18 protein-coding genes are annotated in these 19,933 nt (G+C 51.2%); 11 read left to right on the forward strand and 7 right to left on the reverse strand.

Features of this window, described 5'->3' with window-relative positions; all coding sequences use genetic code 11:
- Positions 1-72 precede the first annotated feature (72 nt).
- The 3 genes from Q3A88_RS09430 to manD all read right to left on the reverse strand — a co-directional run bounded on the left by Q3A88_RS09430 (position 73) and on the right by manD (position 3,911).
- Positions 73-1,443 (reverse strand): MFS transporter, encoded by a 1,371-nt coding sequence (locus Q3A88_RS09430; RefSeq protein WP_110163697.1) that lies wholly within the window; start codon positions 1,441-1,443, stop codon positions 73-75.
- Between the two features lie 201 nt (positions 1,444-1,644).
- Positions 1,645-2,667 (reverse strand): Zn-dependent oxidoreductase, encoded by a 1,023-nt coding sequence (locus Q3A88_RS09435; protein ID WP_205530318.1) that lies wholly within the window; start codon positions 2,665-2,667, stop codon positions 1,645-1,647.
- 29 nt (positions 2,668-2,696) lie between these two features.
- On the reverse strand, positions 2,697-3,911 hold the full coding sequence (gene manD / locus Q3A88_RS09440; protein WP_039283781.1) for a D-mannonate dehydratase ManD: 1,215 nt from the start codon (positions 3,909-3,911) through the stop codon (positions 2,697-2,699).
- Between the two features lie 317 nt (positions 3,912-4,228).
- Here manD and Q3A88_RS09445 point away from each other — a divergent pair, with 317 nt between their 5' ends.
- Together Q3A88_RS09445 and Q3A88_RS09450 are read left to right on the forward strand one after the other, a co-directional pair.
- Positions 4,229-6,025 (forward strand): type VI secretion system PAAR protein, encoded by a 1,797-nt coding sequence (locus Q3A88_RS09445; protein ID WP_317177793.1) that lies wholly within the window; start codon positions 4,229-4,231, stop codon positions 6,023-6,025.
- A gap of 16 nt (positions 6,026-6,041) precedes the next feature.
- A complete protein-coding gene (locus Q3A88_RS09450) occupies positions 6,042-6,320 on the forward strand; it encodes a bacteriocin immunity protein (RefSeq protein WP_110163700.1) in 279 nt (92 codons plus the stop codon).
- 156 nt (positions 6,321-6,476) lie between these two features.
- Here the strand turns inward: Q3A88_RS09450 and Q3A88_RS09455 are convergent, their stop codons facing one another.
- Positions 6,477-7,379, reverse strand: coding sequence for a LysR family transcriptional regulator (locus tag Q3A88_RS09455; protein WP_075277882.1), 903 nt, complete (start codon positions 7,377-7,379; stop codon positions 6,477-6,479).
- 277 nt (positions 7,380-7,656) lie between these two features.
- On the opposite strand from Q3A88_RS09455, the gene Q3A88_RS09460 reads away from it, so the two are divergent.
- From Q3A88_RS09460 to Q3A88_RS09485, 6 genes are all read left to right on the forward strand, one after another.
- Entirely contained in the window at positions 7,657-8,622 is a 966-nt protein-coding gene (locus Q3A88_RS09460; RefSeq protein WP_317177794.1) for an alpha/beta hydrolase, read from the forward strand.
- A gap of 498 nt (positions 8,623-9,120) precedes the next feature.
- A complete protein-coding gene (locus tag Q3A88_RS09465) occupies positions 9,121-9,819 on the forward strand; it encodes a 4Fe-4S dicluster domain-containing protein (RefSeq protein ID WP_010285933.1) in 699 nt (232 codons plus the stop codon).
- Positions 9,812-10,774 (forward strand): cytochrome c nitrite reductase subunit NrfD, encoded by a 963-nt coding sequence (gene nrfD / locus Q3A88_RS09470; protein WP_317177795.1) that lies wholly within the window; start codon positions 9,812-9,814, stop codon positions 10,772-10,774. The genes Q3A88_RS09465 and nrfD overlap by 8 nt, the downstream gene beginning before the upstream one ends.
- Positions 10,775-12,151, forward strand: coding sequence for an MFS transporter (locus Q3A88_RS09475; RefSeq protein ID WP_233991093.1), 1,377 nt, complete (start codon positions 10,775-10,777; stop codon positions 12,149-12,151).
- A gap of 65 nt (positions 12,152-12,216) precedes the next feature.
- Positions 12,217-12,564: an FMN-binding protein gene (locus Q3A88_RS09480; protein ID WP_039516646.1), complete on the forward strand. Its 348-nt coding sequence runs from the start codon at positions 12,217-12,219 to the stop codon at positions 12,562-12,564.
- Between the two features lie 67 nt (positions 12,565-12,631).
- Complete coding sequence (locus Q3A88_RS09485) at positions 12,632-14,161, forward strand: FAD-dependent oxidoreductase (protein ID WP_039283770.1); 1,530 nt, start codon at positions 12,632-12,634, stop codon at positions 14,159-14,161.
- An 83-nt stretch (positions 14,162-14,244) separates the two neighbouring features.
- Here Q3A88_RS09485 and alkB read toward each other — a convergent pair whose 3' ends face one another.
- Both alkB and ada read right to left on the reverse strand, forming a co-directional pair.
- Complete coding sequence (gene alkB / locus Q3A88_RS09490; RefSeq protein ID WP_317177796.1) at positions 14,245-14,901, reverse strand: DNA oxidative demethylase AlkB; 657 nt, start codon at positions 14,899-14,901, stop codon at positions 14,245-14,247.
- Entirely contained in the window at positions 14,898-16,013 is a 1,116-nt protein-coding gene (ada, locus tag Q3A88_RS09495) for a bifunctional DNA-binding transcriptional regulator/O6-methylguanine-DNA methyltransferase Ada (RefSeq protein WP_317177797.1), read from the reverse strand. The genes alkB and ada overlap by 4 nt, the downstream gene beginning before the upstream one ends.
- A gap of 240 nt (positions 16,014-16,253) precedes the next feature.
- Between ada and Q3A88_RS09500 the strand changes: the two genes are divergently transcribed.
- Together Q3A88_RS09500 and Q3A88_RS09505 are read left to right on the forward strand one after the other, a co-directional pair.
- The gene (locus tag Q3A88_RS09500; RefSeq protein ID WP_317177798.1) at positions 16,254-17,033 is read left to right on the forward strand and encodes an L-threonylcarbamoyladenylate synthase; all 780 of its coding nucleotides are present in this window, start codon (positions 16,254-16,256) and stop codon (positions 17,031-17,033) included.
- 180 nt (positions 17,034-17,213) lie between these two features.
- Positions 17,214-17,876, forward strand: a complete 663-nt coding sequence (locus Q3A88_RS09505) for a DNA-3-methyladenine glycosylase (protein ID WP_317177799.1) — start codon at positions 17,214-17,216, stop codon at positions 17,874-17,876.
- Between the two features lie 23 nt (positions 17,877-17,899).
- Here Q3A88_RS09505 and Q3A88_RS09510 read toward each other — a convergent pair whose 3' ends face one another.
- Positions 17,900-18,370 carry a multidrug/biocide efflux PACE transporter gene (locus Q3A88_RS09510; protein ID WP_039313974.1) on the reverse strand — a complete coding sequence of 157 codons (471 nt, stop codon included), beginning with the start codon at positions 18,368-18,370 and terminating at the stop codon, positions 17,900-17,902.
- Between the two features lie 140 nt (positions 18,371-18,510).
- On the opposite strand from Q3A88_RS09510, the gene Q3A88_RS09515 reads away from it, so the two are divergent.
- Positions 18,511-19,389: a LysR family transcriptional regulator gene (locus tag Q3A88_RS09515; RefSeq protein WP_110163709.1), complete on the forward strand. Its 879-nt coding sequence runs from the start codon at positions 18,511-18,513 to the stop codon at positions 19,387-19,389.
- The last annotated feature ends 544 nt before the right edge of the window (positions 19,390-19,933 follow it).

Here is a 19,933-nt window from a genome sequence, read left to right on the forward strand (position 1 = left end):
GTCTGTGTCCTAAATAATTCGAGTTGCAGACAGGTCAACTCATCTGCAACTCGAACAATGACAATCTGAACGTTACGCCGCGTCTTCTAATGCATCCAAGTCACGGTCTTTCACTTCCGGCATACAGATAGCCGCAAATAAACCGATCACAGAATAAACAATCATCATCGCGACAATCGGCCACCAGGAACCGGTCATGTTGCAGAAAATACCCGCTAACACCGGCCCAAAACCAACAGCAACCAGACCACCGGTTTCTTTGGCAATCGCCATTTGCGTAAAGCGACTGCGTCCACCGAATATTTCCGCCATGGTGATATTTTCCAGCGCAAATAATCCCAGTACCGCGAAGTTATGAATAATGATAATGCTGACGACAATCACGTTAACGCTATTCTCTTTATCAACGATAAGAGACAGCATTGGGTAGGCTAACAATATCGCCGAGATATTCAGAATAATATACGGTACGCGGCGACCAATTTTATCCGAGAGCCATCCTAATAATGGAATGGTGATAAAACCAATAATGGAGCTGATCATCAATGCATCGGTCGGAATAGATTTATTGAATAAGAGCGTTTGGACTAAATATCCCGCGAGGAAGGTCTGAATTAATCCTGAATTTCCCGCCTGCCCGAAGCGTAATCCTGTTGCCAGCCAAAATGCCTTGCTTTTGAACATAGACAGTACTGATTTTTGTTCGCTTTGCTCAACCACCAGAGCAGGAGACGGCTCTTCAGTACCCGAGACATCATTACTCACTTTTTCGAAAACCGGGCTTTCTTTCAGGTTCATACGCAGCCAGATCGCGAAGATCATCACGACTACGCTAGCCAGGAACGGTACACGCCAGCCCCACGCCAGTAACTCTTCTCTTGAGAGGGCAAAAAACATGACGGCCCAGATAGCCGTAGCACTGAGCGTGCCACAGTTGGTACCCATTGCAACCAGTGAGGAAATAATCCCGCGTTTCCCTTTCGGCGCGTATTCAGCCAGCATAGTCCCGGCACCGGAAATCTCGGCACCCGCCCCTAATCCCTGCACGATACGCAAGGTCACCAGCAGGATGGGCGCGAAAATACCAATCTGTGCGTAGGTCGGTAGCACGCCAATTAACGTGGTACAGATCCCCATCATGGTAATGGTAATAAAGAGCACGCGCTTTCTGCCGATGGAGTCCCCCATACGGCCGAAAATAAAGGCACCGACGATACGTGCGACATAGCCTGCGCCGTAGGTTCCCATTGCCAGAATCAGCGCCATTGCAGCCGATTGTTCAGGGAAGAATATTTCATGGAAGACCAATGCCGCACCGAGCGAATACAGTTGGAAATCCATGAATTCTAATGCGGTGCCCAGCCAGCCGGACACCGCCGCCTTGACTAAATCCGAGGTACTTCTTACAGGCTTATCTTGTCCAGATGCGATTTGCGTATTCATATATATACTCTCGACGATTTGTAATTATGGTAGAGCACAGTAAGTAAAATTACCGTTCATCATGGTGTCGCAATCCACTCCAGCCCGTTATTAATGGTCTGGAGTGATTAAGAGAGAAATAATTACTTCAAAGGAATCATTATATTATTATGTAGCCGATATAGTTTTTCCTTTTATACATCCCCTGTTGCCAATAACGTGTCATGCATCATTAAATGTCAGCAGGACTTTGCAGCAGCGTTTTTGATCTTTTTCAAAAACTTCAATTGCCTGTACAACCTCCTGATAATCAAACCGGTGGGTAATCAGTTTTGCCGGATCGATACGTTTCGCTTTCAGCCACTCAATCACGATTGGGAATTTGTTAGCATTCAAGCGCGATGAGAAAATGGAAATCTCTTTGCTGGTTATTCCCTGCTGACTGACCTGACAAGGCTCGCTGGAAAAGCCCATGATGGCGATACGTGCCGCAGGAGAAGCAATCGTAATCGCTTCCTGCAAAATAGACGGATGGCAGGCAGCATCAACAATCAGCGTAGGCTTGATATTCAGCGCTTCAAGCTCGTCTTTTAATGACAGCGATGCGTTGTTAATGACTCTGTCCGCGCCGCTGCGTAATGCCATATCCAGACGTTCAGAAATGCGATCGACGACGATGACTTCCTTCACGTTGAACACACCTTTGAGCACCTGAACCGAGGTCAACCCCATCGGTCCCGCACCATAAATCAGGGCGACATCCTGCTCCGTCGGCTTCACCTGTGCGGTCACGTTGGCGGAAATCGTGAAGGGCTCGACCATCACGGCAAACTCATCAGGAATCTCATCCGGGATGATGTGCGCGTTCTTCGCCGGTACGGCAGCGTACTCGCTGAACCCGCCGTCACGATGCACACCCAACACCACCAGCGAAGTACAGACGTTCGGCTTGCCAATTGAGCAAGGGTAGCAGTGGCCGCAGCTCACTACCGGGTCGACCGAGACGCGCTCGCCCAGACGGGATGCCTCCACGCCCTCACCCACCGCCTCAATCACGCCGAAAAATTCATGCCCGATCACGCGCGGATATTTGGCAAAAGGGTTATGCCCGCGATAGATGTGGCTGTCCGAGCCACAGATACCGGCCAGCTTTACCTTTACCCGAACTTCACCTGCCGCTGGCTGTGGAATAGGACGTTCTTCAATCACCAGCGAATTCGGCTGCTGTATCACAATGCTTTTCATATTTTGGCCTCTGATTACCTATTCCACTCTTACCAGTTCCACAACGTGCCGTCTTCCAGACGGGCAACCGGCAGATAAGCGGGGTCATAGGGGTATTTGGCCGCCAGCTTTTCATCAAACTCAATGCCTAACCCCGGTTTTTCGCCTGGGTGCATGTAGCCGTTATCGAATGTCCAGTTATGCGGGAACACTTCCAGCATTTGCTCCGAATAACCCATGTATTCCTGTACGCCAAAGTTCGGCACCCAGAGGTCAAAATGCAGCGCCGCCGCCATGCAAATAGGCGACAGATCCGACGGCCCGTGTGAACCGGTGCGCACCTGATAGAGCGAGGCAAAGTCGGCGATGCGACGCATGCCGGTAATCCCACCCGCGTGGGTAATCGTGGTGCGGATGTAGTCGATCAGCTGTTCTTCGATCAGCTGTTTACAATCCCAGATACTGTTAAAGACTTCACCCACCGCAATCGGCGTAACCGTGTGCTGACGGATTAAGCGGAAGCACTCCTGATTTTCCGCAGGCGTTGGATCTTCCATCCAGAACAGACGGTAGTCTTCAATACTTTTACCAAAGCGCGCCGCTTCAATCGGCGTCAGGCGATGGTGCATGTCGTGCAGCATGTGCTCGTTGAAGCCAAACTTGTCACGCACCGCTTCAAACAGCTTAGGCGTGAAATCGAGGTATTTTTCCGTCGACCACAGTTGCTCTTCCGGCAAATTGCCTTTCGTCGCTGGCTCATACGCCAGCCCTTTGCCTTTCGCCATGCCGTAGGTGGTTTTCATACCCGGCACGCCGCACTGCACGCGAATCGCCTTGAAGCCCTCATCGCGATGCTTGGCGTAATCGTCCAGCACTTCATCAATCGAGTGGCCCGTGGTGTGGCAATACACCATGACGCCCGTGCGCGATGCACCGCCCAGCAATTGGTAGAGCGGCATGTTGGCGGCTTTGGCCTTGATGTCCCACAGTGCGGTATCGACTGCCGAAATGGCAGACATCGTCACCGGGCCACGACGCCAGTACGCGCCTTTGTAGAAATACTGCCAAATATCTTCGATCTGGTGCGCATCGCGGCCAATCAGCTGCGGACACACATGATCTTTGAGGTAAGAGGCGACCGGCAGCTCACGCCCGTTGAGCGTCGCATCGCCGAGGCCGGTTAATCCGCTATCTGTCGTAATTTTCAGGGTGACAAAGTTCCGTCCCGGGCAGGTGACAAACACTTCAGCGCTGACAATCTTCACGTTACTTATCCTTCTGTGCATGTAGCCATTCGTTTATGCTGACTACCATACAAGTATATTAATCGAGATAATTTGAATCACCTCACATTTATTCACATTTGCAACATTTATCTAAAACCCATGAAGGTCGGGAAGAAAAACCGAGGTGCGCCGAGGGAGGAAAACGTAGGGAGATAAAGGGTAGGCGGAGGCTCAGGCGGTCAATGTTCGGGCCACTATATGCGAGGCTGGTAGCGGTTCCGGTATTGAATCCCCAATAAAAAACGCCCACCATTCAGCCATCAAAAGGCTTGTTTTACTGTCAAAGGAAAATGACGATGCCGGGTGCTGCCCGTCTTTACGACATCGGAAGTGGTCACGATTGCTTCCCTGAAACACCGATAACCGAAGGCAGTCCTAACGTGATCATTAATGGTCAACCTGCTGCCCGTAAAGGCGATGCAGTTCTGCTTCACGATTGCCCCTGCCCCAATACACCACATGGTTTCCATTCCCGAAAAATAGCCGAAGGTTCATCCACCGTCATTATTAACGGCAAGCCTGCTGCGCGTATTGGAGACAGCATCAATTGTGGTGGTGTGATTATTTCCGGTAGTGGCAACGTTATTATTGGTGATACACCTTATCAATCTCCGGTTCAGGACTGCGCCAGGCAGGCAGTACTAAATCGTGCGCCGTTGTTGGCATTAACCCCCATGCTGACCGTTCCTCCTGTGTACGCCAAATCTTGTTTACAGGATAAAAGTTGTATTCGTACAAGGACGGAAAAAGAGCCAGTCAAAAATTTCGGGGACATGGTGCTGTTTGCCCAGCCCGAACAAGACGATTGCTGTGGCTATGATTATCATGCTGCAAGTAATACGCATGAAATCGTGCAACATGCACAGGCTACGAAGAAGAAAACAACAGAATCAGAAACCGCAACCTCTTCACCCAAGCCATCTCCTCCCAAACATCTCCCACAAGAACCCTGGTATAAGACCCTGTTTGATTTGTTGGTCGCTGCTGATGACAAAACGCTTTCCCCAGCCCCCATTGCCAAACCGCTTATCGACCCGGTAGTCACAGAGAAACAGAAAGAGCCCGTCGCCAGTGCTGATATCGGCTTACTGGCCGCGACGGGAGTCATGACACAAGTCTGGGGAGAATGGTCTCTTGGTGGCGTGCTGAGCGCGGCAAGAAGTGTACCGTATATTGGCGCATTAGCCTCCGCGCTCTATATTCCGTCCGCGGGGGAAGGCAGTGATAAGGTTCCAGGACGAGACGAATACTGGCTGGAAGATGAGCTACGGCGTAAAGGCTGGGCGGGCGAAACGGCAACAACACGCGTCCGGTTTTTCTGGCGTCCTGATATTCATGGCAAGATGCAGGTATATGGCGTGCACACGGGGGAAGGAACACGCTATGAAGGCGTTCGCGTTGCCAATATGGTGTGGGATGCGAAGATGCAGGGCTACACCTTCACACCTGCGCCCGGCTTAGATGGCCCAACCATCACATGGACTCCAGAAAAGCCTGATGGATCAGAGCCTGTAACGGATACCGGAAGCCCGGTAAACCCCATCAGTCAACCAACCATCCTGATCTACCCTATCCCCGAGAATGAAATAGAAACTACCACGTTACCGTTTCCTGCAATAGATGAGCATGATTTTAATGACTGGATCTTAGTCTTCCCTGATGGATCAGAGATAAAACCACTCTATGTTTATCTGCAATCAGCGCGGGATAAACCCGGCACCGTAACAGGAAAAGGTGAGGTATTGAGTGATGAAGGTAAATGGCTGGAATCCGCCAGTTCAGGATTAGGTGCACCAGTGCCTGCTCAAGTCGCAGATAAGCTGATAGGGAAAAAATTTGAACGCTTTGATGACTTTAGGGAAGCATTTTGGTTAGCCGTGGCAGAGTGTCCTGAATTAATGGTTCAGTTTAATCGATCCAATCAGACCATGATTAGGGCAGGCAATTCCCCTTTTGCTATACCTGAAGAGCAGGTAGGAAAAAGAAAACGGTTTGAAATTCATCATGTTAAAAATATACAGCACAGTGGAGAAGTATATAATATTGATAATTTGAGAGTGAATACCCCCAAAAATCATATTGGCTTGCATTAAAAATAATGGTGAATATATGAATTTAAAAGAAAAGCTTGAGGACTATACTGAGGCGGAGTTTATTTCTTACCTAAAGGAATTTTTTGATAACCCTCTGGGGCTTAGAGGAAAAGAATTAGAAACACACATAGATAGTTTGGTTGAGCATTTTGATAAAATTGTGTTTCATCCTGAAGGGAATGGTTTGATTTTTTACCCGCCAGATGAAAGAGATGACTCACCTGAAGGTGTTATTAATGAAATAAAGCGTTGGAGAAAATCCCAAGGGCTTCCGCTATTTAAAGATTCAAAGTAGCGTAGCTTGGCACTACACATGGATTACATATATAACTGATTTTTATAGATAAAAAATACTACAAGCCTCTTTTTCATGATTACAAAACGAGCAACCCAGACCAACCGAGGGGGCGAACTATCTGGACATCCGCGCCTTTTGAACAAGGAAAATGCCCTACCGGACGGACTCGCTGTTGTAGTCTTGCAGGAAATCCAGAAACAACCGCACCATGGGAATGTTCGTGCTGCGCTTTAGATAGCTAATGGCGAAAGTCCTTTTCAGTTGCTCTTCCAGCGGAATAACCGCGACGTCGTAAGCGGTCAGGCTTTTCGCGACAGACGAACAGAGGAAGACCACGCCGGACAGGTTAATCACCAGATCCATAATGATGTCCATGTTGCTGCATTCGCGGAAGTAGCTGGGGTTGATGCCCTGCCGAGTGAAAGAGTCAGAAACAGCGGCATGCTCCCCCGTCCCTTTCTGCGGCACGATCAGCTTTTCTTTTACCATCTGCGGCAAGCTGAGCGTCTTACTGTCGGCAAGCGGGTGCGACCTTGCCATTACCGCAACAATGTCATCGATCTGACAAATAGTGTGATGAAACAACGGATCGTTCAGGTATTCATCAAAAGGTGTAGAGAAAGACAGGTGGATCTCACCATTGCGCACCCTTTCCAGTAAATCAGTGCTGACGCCATCAATGAAAGAGATATCGATATTGGGATAGGCTTTCTGAAACAGGTTAAACATATTGTAGTGATCCAGACGGTTAAAAATCGGAATCACGCCAACCAGCAGCGCACCATCCGTGCTTTCCTCATAGCTGCTGACGAACTGTTCCAGCTCATAATGTTCCTTAATCATCCCCTGAATTTTGTCAGCAAAGATCTTCCCGAATGGCGTCAGAGAAAACTGCCGGGTGGTTCGGTTAATCAGTTTTCTTTCCGTTTCAAGTTCCAGCCGCGCGATCTCCTGCGACAAGAACGCCTGAGAGATATTCAGCGCCTTCGCCGCTTTAGTGAAACTCCCGACCCGGATGAGTTCCTGATAATAAATCACACGCTTTATGCTGAACATTGTTTTATATTACGCATCAACTGTCTCGTTTATAACCACCCATAATGACAATTATAGGGATTTGTAAATAATCAAATGTGATTAGATGCACATTTAATTCATGAGAAATAGCGTTAATAGCAGATATAGTCAACTTATTATCAAGGAGGAAATAATTAATCCCACCAAGCATGACAAACTCATTTTAATAAAGATTATTTAATATTATTTTTACAAACAAGATATCGTTCATCACAAGACAAATAATTTACATCTCTCTAACAAAAGGACTTAAGATATGGATTATTCGAAAATAGCAAAAATAGGATTAGCAACCTTGGTAATGATGAGTACTACCGCAATCCATGCGGCACAGAATCAACATGAAATCACCGTAAAGCAGGAAACCACCCCGGTGAAGTTAATCTCTGACGTCGTTTATTCTCAGGTGTCGATACGGGGCTATCCGAATGTTGCATTAAAAATGGATATTCTTCAGCCTGAAGCGAAAACCGCGCTTCCGGTTGTATTATTCATTACTGGCGGCGGATTCGTTAACGCCAATAAAGATAATTATCTGCAACAACGCCTCAACATTGCCGAAGCCGGTTATGTGGTTGCTAGCATGGAATACCGTGTCGCCCCTACCGTGCTTTTCCCCGCGCCGCTGGAAGATGTAAAATCTGCTATTCGTTATCTGCGCGCTAATGCGAAAAAATTTGGTATCGACGGCCAGCATGCTGCGGTTTTCGGTGCCTCTGCTGGGGGCTATCTGGCCGCCTTTGCTGGGACGACAAATGGCTCAAAAGCCTACGATAAAGGCGATAACCTCGACCAAAGCAGTGATGTCCAGGCCGTCATTGATTTCTATGGCTTATCCGACCTGACGCTTGTCGGTGAAGGTTTCCCTGACGATGTCGTTCAGAAACACGCATCACCTTCCGCGACAGAAGCTATCTGGGTCAACGGCACCGCCGTATTTAATGAAGGGGGCGCGATTACCCGCTATCCCGATAAAGCAGCAGCGGCTAACCCGATTAACTTTATCAGCAATGCCACACCTCCATTTCTAATCATGCACGGCACGAACGATACGGTGGTTTCTCCACGCCAGACTGAAAGGCTGCACCAGGCTCTGACGGCGAAAAATATCGAATCCACCTACTACAGCGTTAAAGGTGCCGAGCACGGCGGGCCACATTGGCTACAGCCTGAAATCATGAAAATTACCGTTGGCTTTCTTGATAAACACCTAAAACCTTAATACCCGTTTACGGTTTTTAGTATATCCCTTTATTATTTTGTTAAACAAACGTTAGTGCTAAATACGCACTAACGTTTTTTATTTGTTATGAAAAAAGCCATTATCCATTTTACCCCCAATTATTACTCACATAAAAAATCGATAATCTGACACACATCAATTATTCGTTTTTATCACAAAAATAAAAACAGAAATTTGCATCCCTATAATAGAAACACAATTTCTTAAACGAACGAGAAAAATAACAATGCATTTATAACAAATCGACATTTGTTATATACGGATCTACAAAAAAATAAACGTGACCAACCGCACACTTAACCGTTAATCCCCATGCTCCAATAAAACCACAATAACAACGTGGCCTACTGATTATTTTCATCGTAATAACGGAGCATTATTCCCTATTAGCGCCACACTGCGAAATATTAACGCTATTGCTGGATTAATCATATCTGGCGTTCGCGCGGCTATCACCCCAATGTGAAGATTTATAATATGGAAGAATTATCTCGCCGTCGTTTTATTGCTTATATGGGGGGAACGATTGCCATTAGTGGGCATATCGGTCTCGCACAAGCGCAAAATGAACCTGAAAAAACGCAGGGTAAATTAGCGGTTAAATATGGTTTATTGCATAACGAAATGCGCTGTATCGGCTGCAAAGCCTGTATTAAGGCCTGTAAAGAGACCAATAACGTGCCCGATGGCGTAACTCGGCTGGATATACTGCAAACCGTCGATATTCCTGCCGTCGAGAAGACGCGTGCCATTAAGCAATTTTTCCGTAAATCCTGTCAGCATTGTGAAAACCCGCCCTGCGTTGCGGTCTGCCCAACGGGAGCCTCCTTCAAAGACGCGCTCACTGGTATCGTCGACGTCAACGATAAACGCTGCGTGGGCTGCCGCTACTGCATTGCCGCGTGTCCTTACCATGTGCGTTTCATCAACCCGGTTACGAAGACGGCAGACAAATGTAACTTTTGTCGGGAAACCAATCTGGCCGCCGGAAAGCAGCCCGCCTGCGTCGAAATCTGCCCCACCAAAGCCCTGGTATTTGGCGATCTTAACGATCCTGAAAGCAACATTGCCAAGATGATCGCGAGCAACGCGACCTATCGCTCCAAGGTCTATTTGGGCACAGAACCCCAGCTCTACCGTATGCCGGGGAAACGAGGAGCAATCGACAATGCATAATGCCTTCACGTTCGACACGCTGGTATGGAATTGGCCCATCGCCGTTTATCTTCTTCTGGTCGGCATTTCAGCGGGAATGGTGTCGCTCTCAATGCTCCTCAGGCACTACGTTCCCAGCGAATATCGCGGCAGCAATCGCATCATCAAAGCCACGGCCATCGTGGCACCGCTCGCAGTGATCCTCGGGCTAGTGATTCTGATTTTTCACCTGACTCGCCCACTGACCTTTTGGTATTTGATGGTCTTTTACAACCCGACCTCCATCATGTCGCTGGGTGTGATGCTGTTTCAGGTGTATTTCGTCGTGATGCTGTTATGGATCATCACGCTTTATCATGACGGATGGCTGACGCAGCTTGAGACCGTCTGGCACCGGCCCGCACTGGCTGCGCAAGCGCGTAAGTTAACGATGACGATCGTCAAAAGGGCTGCGGTGATTGAAAACCTGCTGCTGGTACTGGCCATCCTGCTCGGCTGCTATACCGGCTTTCTGCTGTCCGCGCTGAAATCGTTCCCGCTCTTGAATAACCCCGTTCTGCCCGTCCTGTTTCTGGTATCTGGCACCACCTCCGGCATTGCTGTCATGCTGCTAGCCAGTGCATGGGGTCGCAATGCGCCGGGGCATTCACGCTCCCTGCACTTCATCCACCGCGTAGAAACACCTGTGGTGTATGCCGAACTGTTCCTGCTGTTCGCGTTCTTTATCGGGCTGCTGCTTGGTGGCGGGCAAAAGGTTGTCGCTGCGCAGACCGCGCTGTCGGGCTTCTGGGGCGGCGTATTCTGGATTGGCATTATCGGCATCGGCATTGTGATCCCATTCATTGCCAATCAGGTACGCAAGCCTTCCGCCCATTCCGGCAAAGGCCAGCTGATTACGTTAGCCGCCATGAGCCTGTTCGGTGTGTTCCTGCTACGACTGTTCGTGCTTTATGCCGGACAAATGACGGTGGCCTGAATGAACACGTCATGGGTCTTATTCTGGATTGCCTCGGCCACTTTTTTTATGCAATCCCTGGATACCACCATGGTGTATGTCGCCATCCCCGCCATTGCGCAGTCGCTACACCAGCCGGTGTTGCATATGGAAGCGATTGTGATCGCCTACATTGTCACGGTCGTCGCGTTTACGCCGGCCAATAGCTGGCTGGCGGAACGGCTAGGGGAACGGAAAACCTACCAGATCGCGATTGCCATTTTCACGCTCGGTTCGCTGCTGTGCATGACGGCAACCACACTCGGCAGCTTAAGCGTTTTCCGCTTTATTCAGGGCATCGGCGGTGCGCTCATGCTGCCCATCATCAGAACCGTGATATTGCGCACCACGCCGCAGAAGCTGAAATTACGCTTCCTGAATCGGGTGACCTTATTGGGATTACTCGGCACCCTGATCGGCCCCGTTTTCGGCAATATTCTAGTTAGTTTTCTCTCGTGGCAGGCTATTTTCCTCGTTAATATCCCGCTGGCTTTACTCTGCTTTTTTCTGGCAACCCGATATATTCCTGTTGCTACCATAAAAGAGACAGCTCGCACGGGTGCCTATGAAGTCGCCTTTCCCATTTTGATGTTATTTCTCGTGGCCTTCATGTTAACCACCGCCACAAAAAATATATTGCCAACGTTCGTCATGCTATTCCTGTCTTGCAGCACGCTGGGCTTGGTATTTATTTACTATCGGCAACATCTCATCGCAGAGACGGCATTATTCCCTCGCGCCCTGTTTGGCATCAGAACCTTTTCTGTCGGCGTTATTGGCGGCGTCGCAACACGCACATTACTGGCATCAATTCCTGTCGTATTGTCGTTAATGCTGCAAACGACGCTGGCCTGTAAACCCGTGGAAACCAGCCTGATTCTGCTGCTCTTTTCCAGCGGTGCACTGCTGTCAAAACTGCTTTTCGAACCGCTGGTAAGGCGCATTGGCTACCGTCGGCTGTTGATGCTGACAACCAGCGTAACCTCGCTGTGTATCCTCGCGCTGAGCGTCGCCGTGCAAGAGAAATCGATGCTGCTTATCGGCATCATCGCCATGCTGTTAGGCGTGCTGATTTCAACCTTATATTCAGCAGAAAGTACGCTGGCCTTTAGCAATCTGAATAACAGTACGTACCACAGCGGTAATAATCTGCTGACCATTAGCCAATTACTTTCCGTCATGCTCAGTATGACGCTGACGTTTCCGGTATTACGTTTTCTTTCTCAGTTTGAAATCCTCTTCAATCTTAATCATTTCAGCCTGTTGTTTTTATTACTCGGCATTGGCTTACCCCTTTGCTGCCTGATATTCAAGCCCCTCAATAACGACGACGGTTATCACTTTATTCATGGGAGATAGCGTTATTTATGGGAGATAAATTGGTTACTCACCGTATTCATTCAAAAACTACTGGAACTATTGATATGAAAATCTGCTCAGGAATCCTTCCACTCTGCCTGTTATTCGCAATCGGAACCGCAGTTGCGCAAGAGGGGAATTTTAAAGCTGGCACCTATTCCGCCGCGAGACAGGGTATCGGCGGGGACGTCACCGTTACGCTCGATATCGATGCGCAGGGGAAAGTCCTTAAATCGACGATTGATGCCCCGGAAGAAACGCCGGAAGTCGGCGGGGAAGCCGCCATCGAACTCGCCAAAACCATGACCGAAAAGCAGAGCATTCAGGTTGATGGCGTGTCCGGCGCCACGATGACCAGCGGTGCAGTGAAAGAAGCGGCGGAAGATGCGTACTCACAGGCTAAAGCGAATTAATCCCGTTGGTTCTCCACACGCAGCACGACTGCATTGTAAGAATACGAATGACATTAAGGAAAACATCATGAAACGCTTCAGAAAAAGTGTACTCGCGACGCTCTGTCTCTCGATGATGAGCTGGTCTACCGCGCAGGCGGCAGACGCGGCGAAACCGGAAATCCCAAAAAGCGCGGATATCGTTATTATCGGCGCGGGTGCGGCGGGCACGTCGGCAACGATGGCCGCCGCAGAGAAAGGGGCTAAAATCGTCTTACTGGAAAAACAACCCATCGTTGGCGGCACAGGTAACTTTGCCGAAGGCATCTTCGCCGCCAACAGCAGCCTGCAGAAACGTCAGGGAATCGTCGTCACGCCCGATATGGCCTTTAAGACCATCATGGATTACAGCCACTGGATGGCTAACCCCTTCGTGGTGCGCGCTTTCGTCAACCGCTCGGCGGACACGATTGAATGGGTGAAATCGAAAGGCATCAAGTTTGAATACATCGGCCCCGGCGGCCCTGGCGGTATGCTGACCTGGCATGTGATCGACGGCCCCGGCCACGGACGCCACCTGATCAAGACATTCCACGAGCAGTTTAAAAGCATGGATGTCACCACGCTGGTGAAAACGGCGGGCAAAGATCTGGTCGTGAAAGACGGTAAAGTCACGGGCGTTATCGCACAGGATAGCGACGGCAACACCGTTCAGATAGACGCCAAGGCCGTCATCATCGCGACCGGCGGCTATGCCAACAATAAAGAGATGCTGCAAAAATACGCCGCCTTCCCTGACACCATCATGGTCGGCAACGTCGGTAAAGACGGCGACGGAATTAATATGGCCTGGAAAGCCGGAGCCAAACCGGACGGGCTAGGCCTGCTGCAAGCCTATCGCCCCGGCCTGCCAGACTATGCCCCGAATTCTCACCTGCTGGCCGCCGCACGTCAGCCCTACCTGTGGGTTGACCAACACGGCCGCCGCTTTACCGATGAATCCAACGTCATCATCTGGCCACACTCCGGCAACGCGCTGTCAAAAGCAGGCGGCATCATGTACTCCATTTTCGATGAAACCTCGCGTAAGCATTACGTCGAAGACGGCATTGACGTGCCGATTGGCGAATGGGTGATCGCCAATACCAAGCTGACGAAATTTGATAGCGAATTTACGAAGGAAAGTCAGAAAAATCGCGGCTTCGTCTTCAAATCCGCCACCATCGACGGGCTGGCGAAAGAGATGGGCGTTGATGCGAGCGTGCTGAAGCATACGCTGGAAGAAAACAACAAGTTTGCGACGCAAAAGCGGGACGACGTGTTTAACAAAAACATGGATTACCTGCGTCCGGTCAAAACCGGCCCATTCTATGCGGTGAGAATGCAGCCTGCCGCGCTGGGCACACTGGGCGGCGTGAAGATTGACGAAAAAATGCAGGCAATCGATAAATCCGGTGAGGTCATTCCGGGCCTGTACGTCACGGGTAATGATGCTGCCGGCATGTATGGTGACACCTATGACTTGCTGTTAGGCGGCGGCACGTTTGGCTTTGCGCTTAACTCCGGTCGTATCGCGGCAGAAAGCGCCCTCGATTATATGAAGTTCAGCAAGAAATAAGCGCCAGCGCTTAAGCCTGATGCCGATCGTTTGAGCATTGAGAGATACGGGGCAACCACCGGGGAATCATCCCTGTGGTTCCCCTATCCAGCTTTACGAAACGTCAGGTTAAAACGGCATTCGTCGGGCATCCCTTCCGGCATTCTGCCGCTTTTCAACGGCAGAATGCCGTGAAAATAGAGCCGCGATTCACCGCCCCAGACCACCACATCGCCATGCGTCAGCGGAACACGCTGCGCTTTATCACTGCGAGCCATGCCGCCAAACAGGAATGCCGCGCTGAGCCCCAGCGAGACGGACACGATTGGCTGGTGAAAATCCCGTTCATTTTTATCCTGATGCAGAGACATGCGCGTGCCGACGTCATAGCGGTTGATAAGGCAGGCATCCGGTTCAAAATCAGCAAAACCCGCTTCGCTCGCCGCCTGCTTCGCCAACTGGGAAAAAACTTCTGGCATGGCGGGCCACGCTTCTCCGCTCAGCGGATCCTGTGCGGTATAGCGATAGCCACGTTCATCCGTCACCCAACCGAGTTTCCCGCAGTTGCTCATCGCCACCGACATCACAAAGCCGCCCGGCGTCACCATATTCCGCAGCAGCGCACGCGCGGTGACAGCTTTCAGTGCCGCAAGCAACGCCGGAGCCTCGTCATAGGCGCGACCACGCAAGACGAGCGCGCCTGGAGCCAGCGTTTCCGTCCAGCGACGCGGCGCTTCATCAGCAAATAAATCAAAATTCACGATGGCGATTCCCCTTGTGGATCCGTAGCTAATTCTTTCTCCAACAATTCTTTCTCCAACAGAGCGCGTTTACGCACGACGCCCCAGCGATAGCCAGATAGTGCGCCGTCATGCCGAACCACGCGATGACAGGGAATCGCGACCGCCAGTCGGTTCGCCGCACAAGCCCCCGCGACAGCACGCACGGCAGCCGGCGTGCCAATGCGCTCAGCGACGTCACGGTAGCTCAGCGTTTCTCCAGCCGGAATCGCCCGTAGCGCCTGCCAGACTCGCTGCTGGAATACCGTGCCGCGAATATCCAGCGGCAGCGTCAGCCCAATTGCAGGATCGTCAACAAACCCAACAACCTGCGCCATGCGTTGTTCAAATGCCGCATCGCCGCCGATCAGCTGTGCGTTAGCAAACATCTCCTGAAGCGAGTTGAGCAGAGCGTCAGGATCGTCCCCCAGCAGGATCGCGCAGATCCCTTTCTCGCTTTCCGCCACCAGCACCTCGCCGAGTGAACAGCGGCCAACGGCAAAGCGGATCGTCATCCCTTTTCCCCGATTCTGAAACGCCGTCGGCGTCATCCCTAAATGTGCGCCCGCTTCGGCATAAAAGCGCCCGCTGGCGTCATAGCCCGCCGCCGTAATCGCTGCGGTCACCGTGCCGCTATCCGCCAACTGTTCACGCAGCTGCCGATGACGATGGGCGCTGGCATACTGTTTTGGCGTCAGACCGGTTATGGCTTTGAACACGCGATGAAAATGGAATGCGCTTATCCCCACGGCCTGAGCCAGCACCGCCAGCGTCGGCTGATGCTCCGACTGCTCAATCATCCGGCACGCGCGGGCAATCTGCTGCGCCTGCTGTTCCTGCCGCGAAAGTGTTCCCTGACGACAGCGTTTACACGGGCGGAAACCCGCTGCCTGCGCCTCGTCGGCCGTCGCGAAGAACACCACATTTTCACGCCGGGGCTGGCGTGATGCACAGGAGGGTACACAGTAAATCCCCGTGGTTTTCACCGCATAGATAAAGCAGCCATCAGCCGCTTGATTGCGCGCTACTACCGCCTGCCAGCGCGAATCGGCATCCTGAAACGGCGTATCACTCAGCATCGTATCGTTACGCATTTGTACACCTCATTCCAATCTCGGCATTACTGCCAATCTTACTATTACTGAAAGTCATGCCATGCGCTAACGCTAAACCGAAGCGACCTTGTGCACACGTCCCACTCTTGCTTTTTCATTCGGATCGCCCCGATGGTGATATTTCTGCCGACACCGCCGGTTACTTTTTAAACAAACCTGTGATGCGAATAAATGGTACACGGTGAGACTCAGTTTTTTTCTCTGCAATCAGGGGGCGATATGAGCGGCAGTAAAGTTCACTGGAATGGCGGTTTGCATGACGATGCGGTGCAGATTATGTCACGCGGCGGGGGAATCATCGTTTCGCCCACCAAAGTGGGTTACATCATCATGGCTTCAGATAAGGCCGGGCTGGAACGAAAATTTGATGCCAAACAGCGCAACCGAAGCAAGCCGGGCGTCGTACTGTGCGGATCCATCGCGCAGTTAAAAGCGCTGGCGCAGCTAAACCCAGAAATCGAGCAGTTATATCAACGCCATTGGGATGCCGACGTACTGCTGGGCTGCATCCTTCCCTGGCACGACAGCGCATTAGTGCGCATCCCCAAAGACGGCTCGAAAGCGCTGATGATGGACGATCGCAAAACCAGCTGTTTCGTGATTAAGTTCGGTACACCGAGCGAAATCCTCACGCAGGAGCTGTGGGAAAAGTACGGTAAATTAACCTTTGCCAGTTCAGCTAACCCGTCAGGCAAGGGAAACCGGGGCGAGGTAGAAGGTATCGGCGAACGGATCAGTACCTTTGCCGATCTGATTATCGAAGCCGACGATTACGTGAAATCTATCCAGCCGAATAAGTCCCATGACACACGCTATGAGCAAGGCGTGATGGTGTCGATGGTGGATACAGAAGGTCAGCTAATACCGGAACAGAAAGGGAGACGGAGCGTATATCCGTGCCCAGCGCTGATACGCAAGGGGCTGGATGTGGACAAGGTGATGTCGCTACTGTCTGATACCTTCACCACCTGGGACTATCGCCACGGCGAGTATTATTAACGCGTAACAGCGGCATAACCTGCCGCTGAAATATCCGTCCTGACAGATCCCACGACAGTGTGTAATCCCCCTCTCCACTTCTTGCTTTTTCATCCGAATAGCCCTTTCCACATGGCGCGCCATGCGGCAATCTCCTATGCTCGTTTTCTGCCCTTTGCATTCTCATCACGGAAGCCGTTTATGCCATCCCATCCGCCGTTGGATTTCACACAGCAGGCCAAAACCCATCTCAGCGCCATCAATGCGCGCTGGGCCAGCCTGATCGAACAGATTGGCGACTGTCGCCATCAGACCGCGCCACATCGGGAACCTTATGAGGCACTGATGCGTGCGGTTGCCTATCAGCAGCTAACAACGCGTGCCGGAGATGCGATGGTCGCGAAACTCCTGCGGGTACATGGCGATGTCTTTCCCACCCCGGAACAGATACTGGCCTGCTCCACCGACACGCTACGGCAGTGCGGTTTTTCCGCGCGTAAAGCGGATACGCTGCACAGCATCGCACAGGGTGCGCTGAGCGGACTGGTGCCCAGCCTCGAACAGGCCGCAGAGAGGGATGACGACACGCTCATTCAGCAGTTGACGTCGCTCAAGGGGATCGGACGCTGGACGGTCGAAATGTTTTTGATTTATTCGCTGGAACGCACCGACATCATGCCGCTCGACGATCTCGGTATTCGGCAGGGGTTACGCTACGTTTATGATTTGCAGGACATGCCGAAACCGCGCGATTTGCAGGCACTGAGCCTGCACTGTCAGCCTTATCGCACAGTGGCATCCTGGTATTTATGGCGAGCGCTTGAGCTACCGGCGTATCAGAGCTTTAAGCTGACACACCGGTAACGCGCAGCATTACCGCAGGCGAATTAGCGCAGACGAGAACTGGTCGATACCTGCTGAACATGACGACGGCGATTCATAATGCGCTCCCGCAGCGTATCGTAGGCCCAGTTATACACCACGGTGTACGGCAGGAAGAACAGGAAGAAGCCGATCTCCACCATCAGCGCCTGCCACAGCGTGACGTTCAGCATCCATGCCGCCAGCGGCAAACCAATCAGGATAAAGCCGCCTTCAAACCCCAGCGCGTGAGCGATACGAATCGGCAGCCGACGCTTAACACGGTCCGCAGGCCACAGGCGATCGAATATCGAGTTGTAGATCATGTTCCAGATCATCGCGACGCTGGACAGCATGATGGCCAATGCCCCCATATCGAAGAGCGGCTTATTCAGCAGCCAGGCGCCCGCTGGCGCACAGATCGTCAACGCGATCAGTTCAAAGCCCACCGCATGGTATACACGTTCACGTAAGGTTTTGCTGGTTTTGTTCTGCATAACACATTCACTTTTATTTATTGCACGTTGCTGGTCAATTTTCGCCATGACCATGGATGGCATCATATTACGGCCTTATTTTCATCGTATAAGGTGGTAGAGTACAGTTAGATTCCATCGATAAAAACGATAGAGGCACAATGCGATATTCACCGGAATCCCTGCTGGCTTTTGTTACTACCGTTGATGCGGGCTCGTTTTCCGCCGCCGCACGGCGCTTGCATAAAAGCCAGTCCACCATCAGCGCGGCCATCGCCAATCTGGAAGCCGATCTGGGGCTGACGTTATTTGATCGCTCCGGTCACCAGCCGGTGCTCACGCTGGCAGGCAGAAAAGTGCTTTCCCACGTACAGGCGATCTTATCCGCCAGCGAAGAGCTGGATGGGCTGGCGATCCGTCTGGCCAACCATATTGAACCCCGTCTGACGTTTGTGCTGTCGGATATCTGGCAAGCGCCTCACTACGAACTCGTGCTTCAACGTTTCGCCCAGCATTTTCCTGATATTGAGTTTGAATGCCTGATTGCGGAAGGTGATGACGTGATCGATCTGCTGCAAATGAACCGTGCGCATGTCGGGCTAGTGCGCGCCCAGACAGATTACCCGCCCGATATTGCCGCCGCACGTTTGCAGATTAAGACCGACATGGCCATCTTCGTGTCGGCAGCGCATCCGCTGACAACGGAAAAAACCGTGACGCGCAGCCAGCTGGCGACAGTCCGCCAGCTCTATCTCAATACCTATAAACGCAGCGACCGGCTGCAACCGGAAGGGATCGTCTGGTCTGCGCCGTCCTACCTGATGCTACTGGAAATGGCACAGCAGGGGCACGGCTGGAGCATTCTGCCACGCTGGCTGGTGGCGCAATACGACCAGCAGAAACTGGTGGAGCTGCCTGTTGCGGGCTGGCCGCAGTGGATCGACGTGGACGTTGTCTGGTCCAAACCCCATCCACCTGGCCCGGCAGGACTGTGGATGATCGACAATCTCCTTGCCCAACAAGAGAGTGCGCCGACATAACTCCGTCACTGCATTGGCAAAATCACATCTGTCATCACATCGGCCACCGCACCGTGGCTTTTGTGATCGGTCTGTTTTTTCATGACGCGATAAAAAGCCAATAACGGTTTCTTTATATCGCCAACGAATAACATTAAAGATTAAGTGGTTATTATTTTTAATCTCACCGTTTACTTTACTTAATTAAGCCAATTATACCCTAAATAATTCGAATTTCAGGAAGGCGGCAAGAGAAGGAATCCCGATGAGCTTACTCAGGTAAGTGATTCGGGTGACTGAACGTAGCCAACGCACATGCAATTTGAAGTATAACGGGTATAAAAGAGGAATATCTTCACGTTAAACCGCGTGCCGTTTCCCATGGCGTCCGCACACAGGAAACCTATGCCGTGCAACCGTTCCATGCGTTTGCTACAGGGAAAAAATAACACGCACATCATTATTATTGTGATGTACCAAAGTAGTACTTCCCGACAAAAAACCATACTATTATGGTGATTACTACTTTTGTATTCGAGACATCCCTGTAGTGCTGCGGTAATAC

Source organism: Pectobacterium sp. HCp5_1 (assembly GCF_032905925.1).
Lineage (GTDB): Bacteria > Pseudomonadota > Gammaproteobacteria > Enterobacterales > Enterobacteriaceae > Pectobacterium > Pectobacterium brasiliense_A.

Coding starts and splice junctions, on each gene's coding strand:
- Q3A88_RS09445 (WP_317177793.1), top strand. CDS start 4,229: ATGCCGGGTGCTGCCCGTCTTTACGACATCGGAAGTGGTCACGATTGC.
- Q3A88_RS09505 (WP_317177799.1), top strand. CDS start 17,214: ATGCCATCCCATCCGCCGTTGGATTTCACACAGCAGGCCAAAACCCAT.
- Q3A88_RS09500 (WP_317177798.1), top strand. CDS start 16,254: ATGAGCGGCAGTAAAGTTCACTGGAATGGCGGTTTGCATGACGATGCG.
- Q3A88_RS09510 (WP_039313974.1), bottom strand. CDS start 18,370: ATGCAGAACAAAACCAGCAAAACCTTACGTGAACGTGTATACCATGCG.
- Q3A88_RS09480 (WP_039516646.1), top strand. CDS start 12,217: ATGAAAATCTGCTCAGGAATCCTTCCACTCTGCCTGTTATTCGCAATC.
- Q3A88_RS09475 (WP_233991093.1), top strand. CDS start 10,775: ATGAACACGTCATGGGTCTTATTCTGGATTGCCTCGGCCACTTTTTTT.
- Q3A88_RS09450 (WP_110163700.1), top strand. CDS start 6,042: ATGAATTTAAAAGAAAAGCTTGAGGACTATACTGAGGCGGAGTTTATT.
- Q3A88_RS09485 (WP_039283770.1), top strand. CDS start 12,632: ATGAAACGCTTCAGAAAAAGTGTACTCGCGACGCTCTGTCTCTCGATG.
- Q3A88_RS09515 (WP_110163709.1), top strand. CDS start 18,511: ATGCGATATTCACCGGAATCCCTGCTGGCTTTTGTTACTACCGTTGAT.
- Q3A88_RS09465 (WP_010285933.1), top strand. CDS start 9,121: ATGGAAGAATTATCTCGCCGTCGTTTTATTGCTTATATGGGGGGAACG.
- nrfD (WP_317177795.1), top strand. CDS start 9,812: ATGCATAATGCCTTCACGTTCGACACGCTGGTATGGAATTGGCCCATC.
- ada (WP_317177797.1), bottom strand. CDS start 16,013: ATGCGTAACGATACGATGCTGAGTGATACGCCGTTTCAGGATGCCGAT.
- Q3A88_RS09430 (WP_110163697.1), bottom strand. CDS start 1,443: ATGAATACGCAAATCGCATCTGGACAAGATAAGCCTGTAAGAAGTACC.
- Q3A88_RS09435 (WP_205530318.1), bottom strand. CDS start 2,667: ATGAAAAGCATTGTGATACAGCAGCCGAATTCGCTGGTGATTGAAGAA.
- Q3A88_RS09460 (WP_317177794.1), top strand. CDS start 7,657: ATGGATTATTCGAAAATAGCAAAAATAGGATTAGCAACCTTGGTAATG.
- Q3A88_RS09455 (WP_075277882.1), bottom strand. CDS start 7,379: ATGTTCAGCATAAAGCGTGTGATTTATTATCAGGAACTCATCCGGGTC.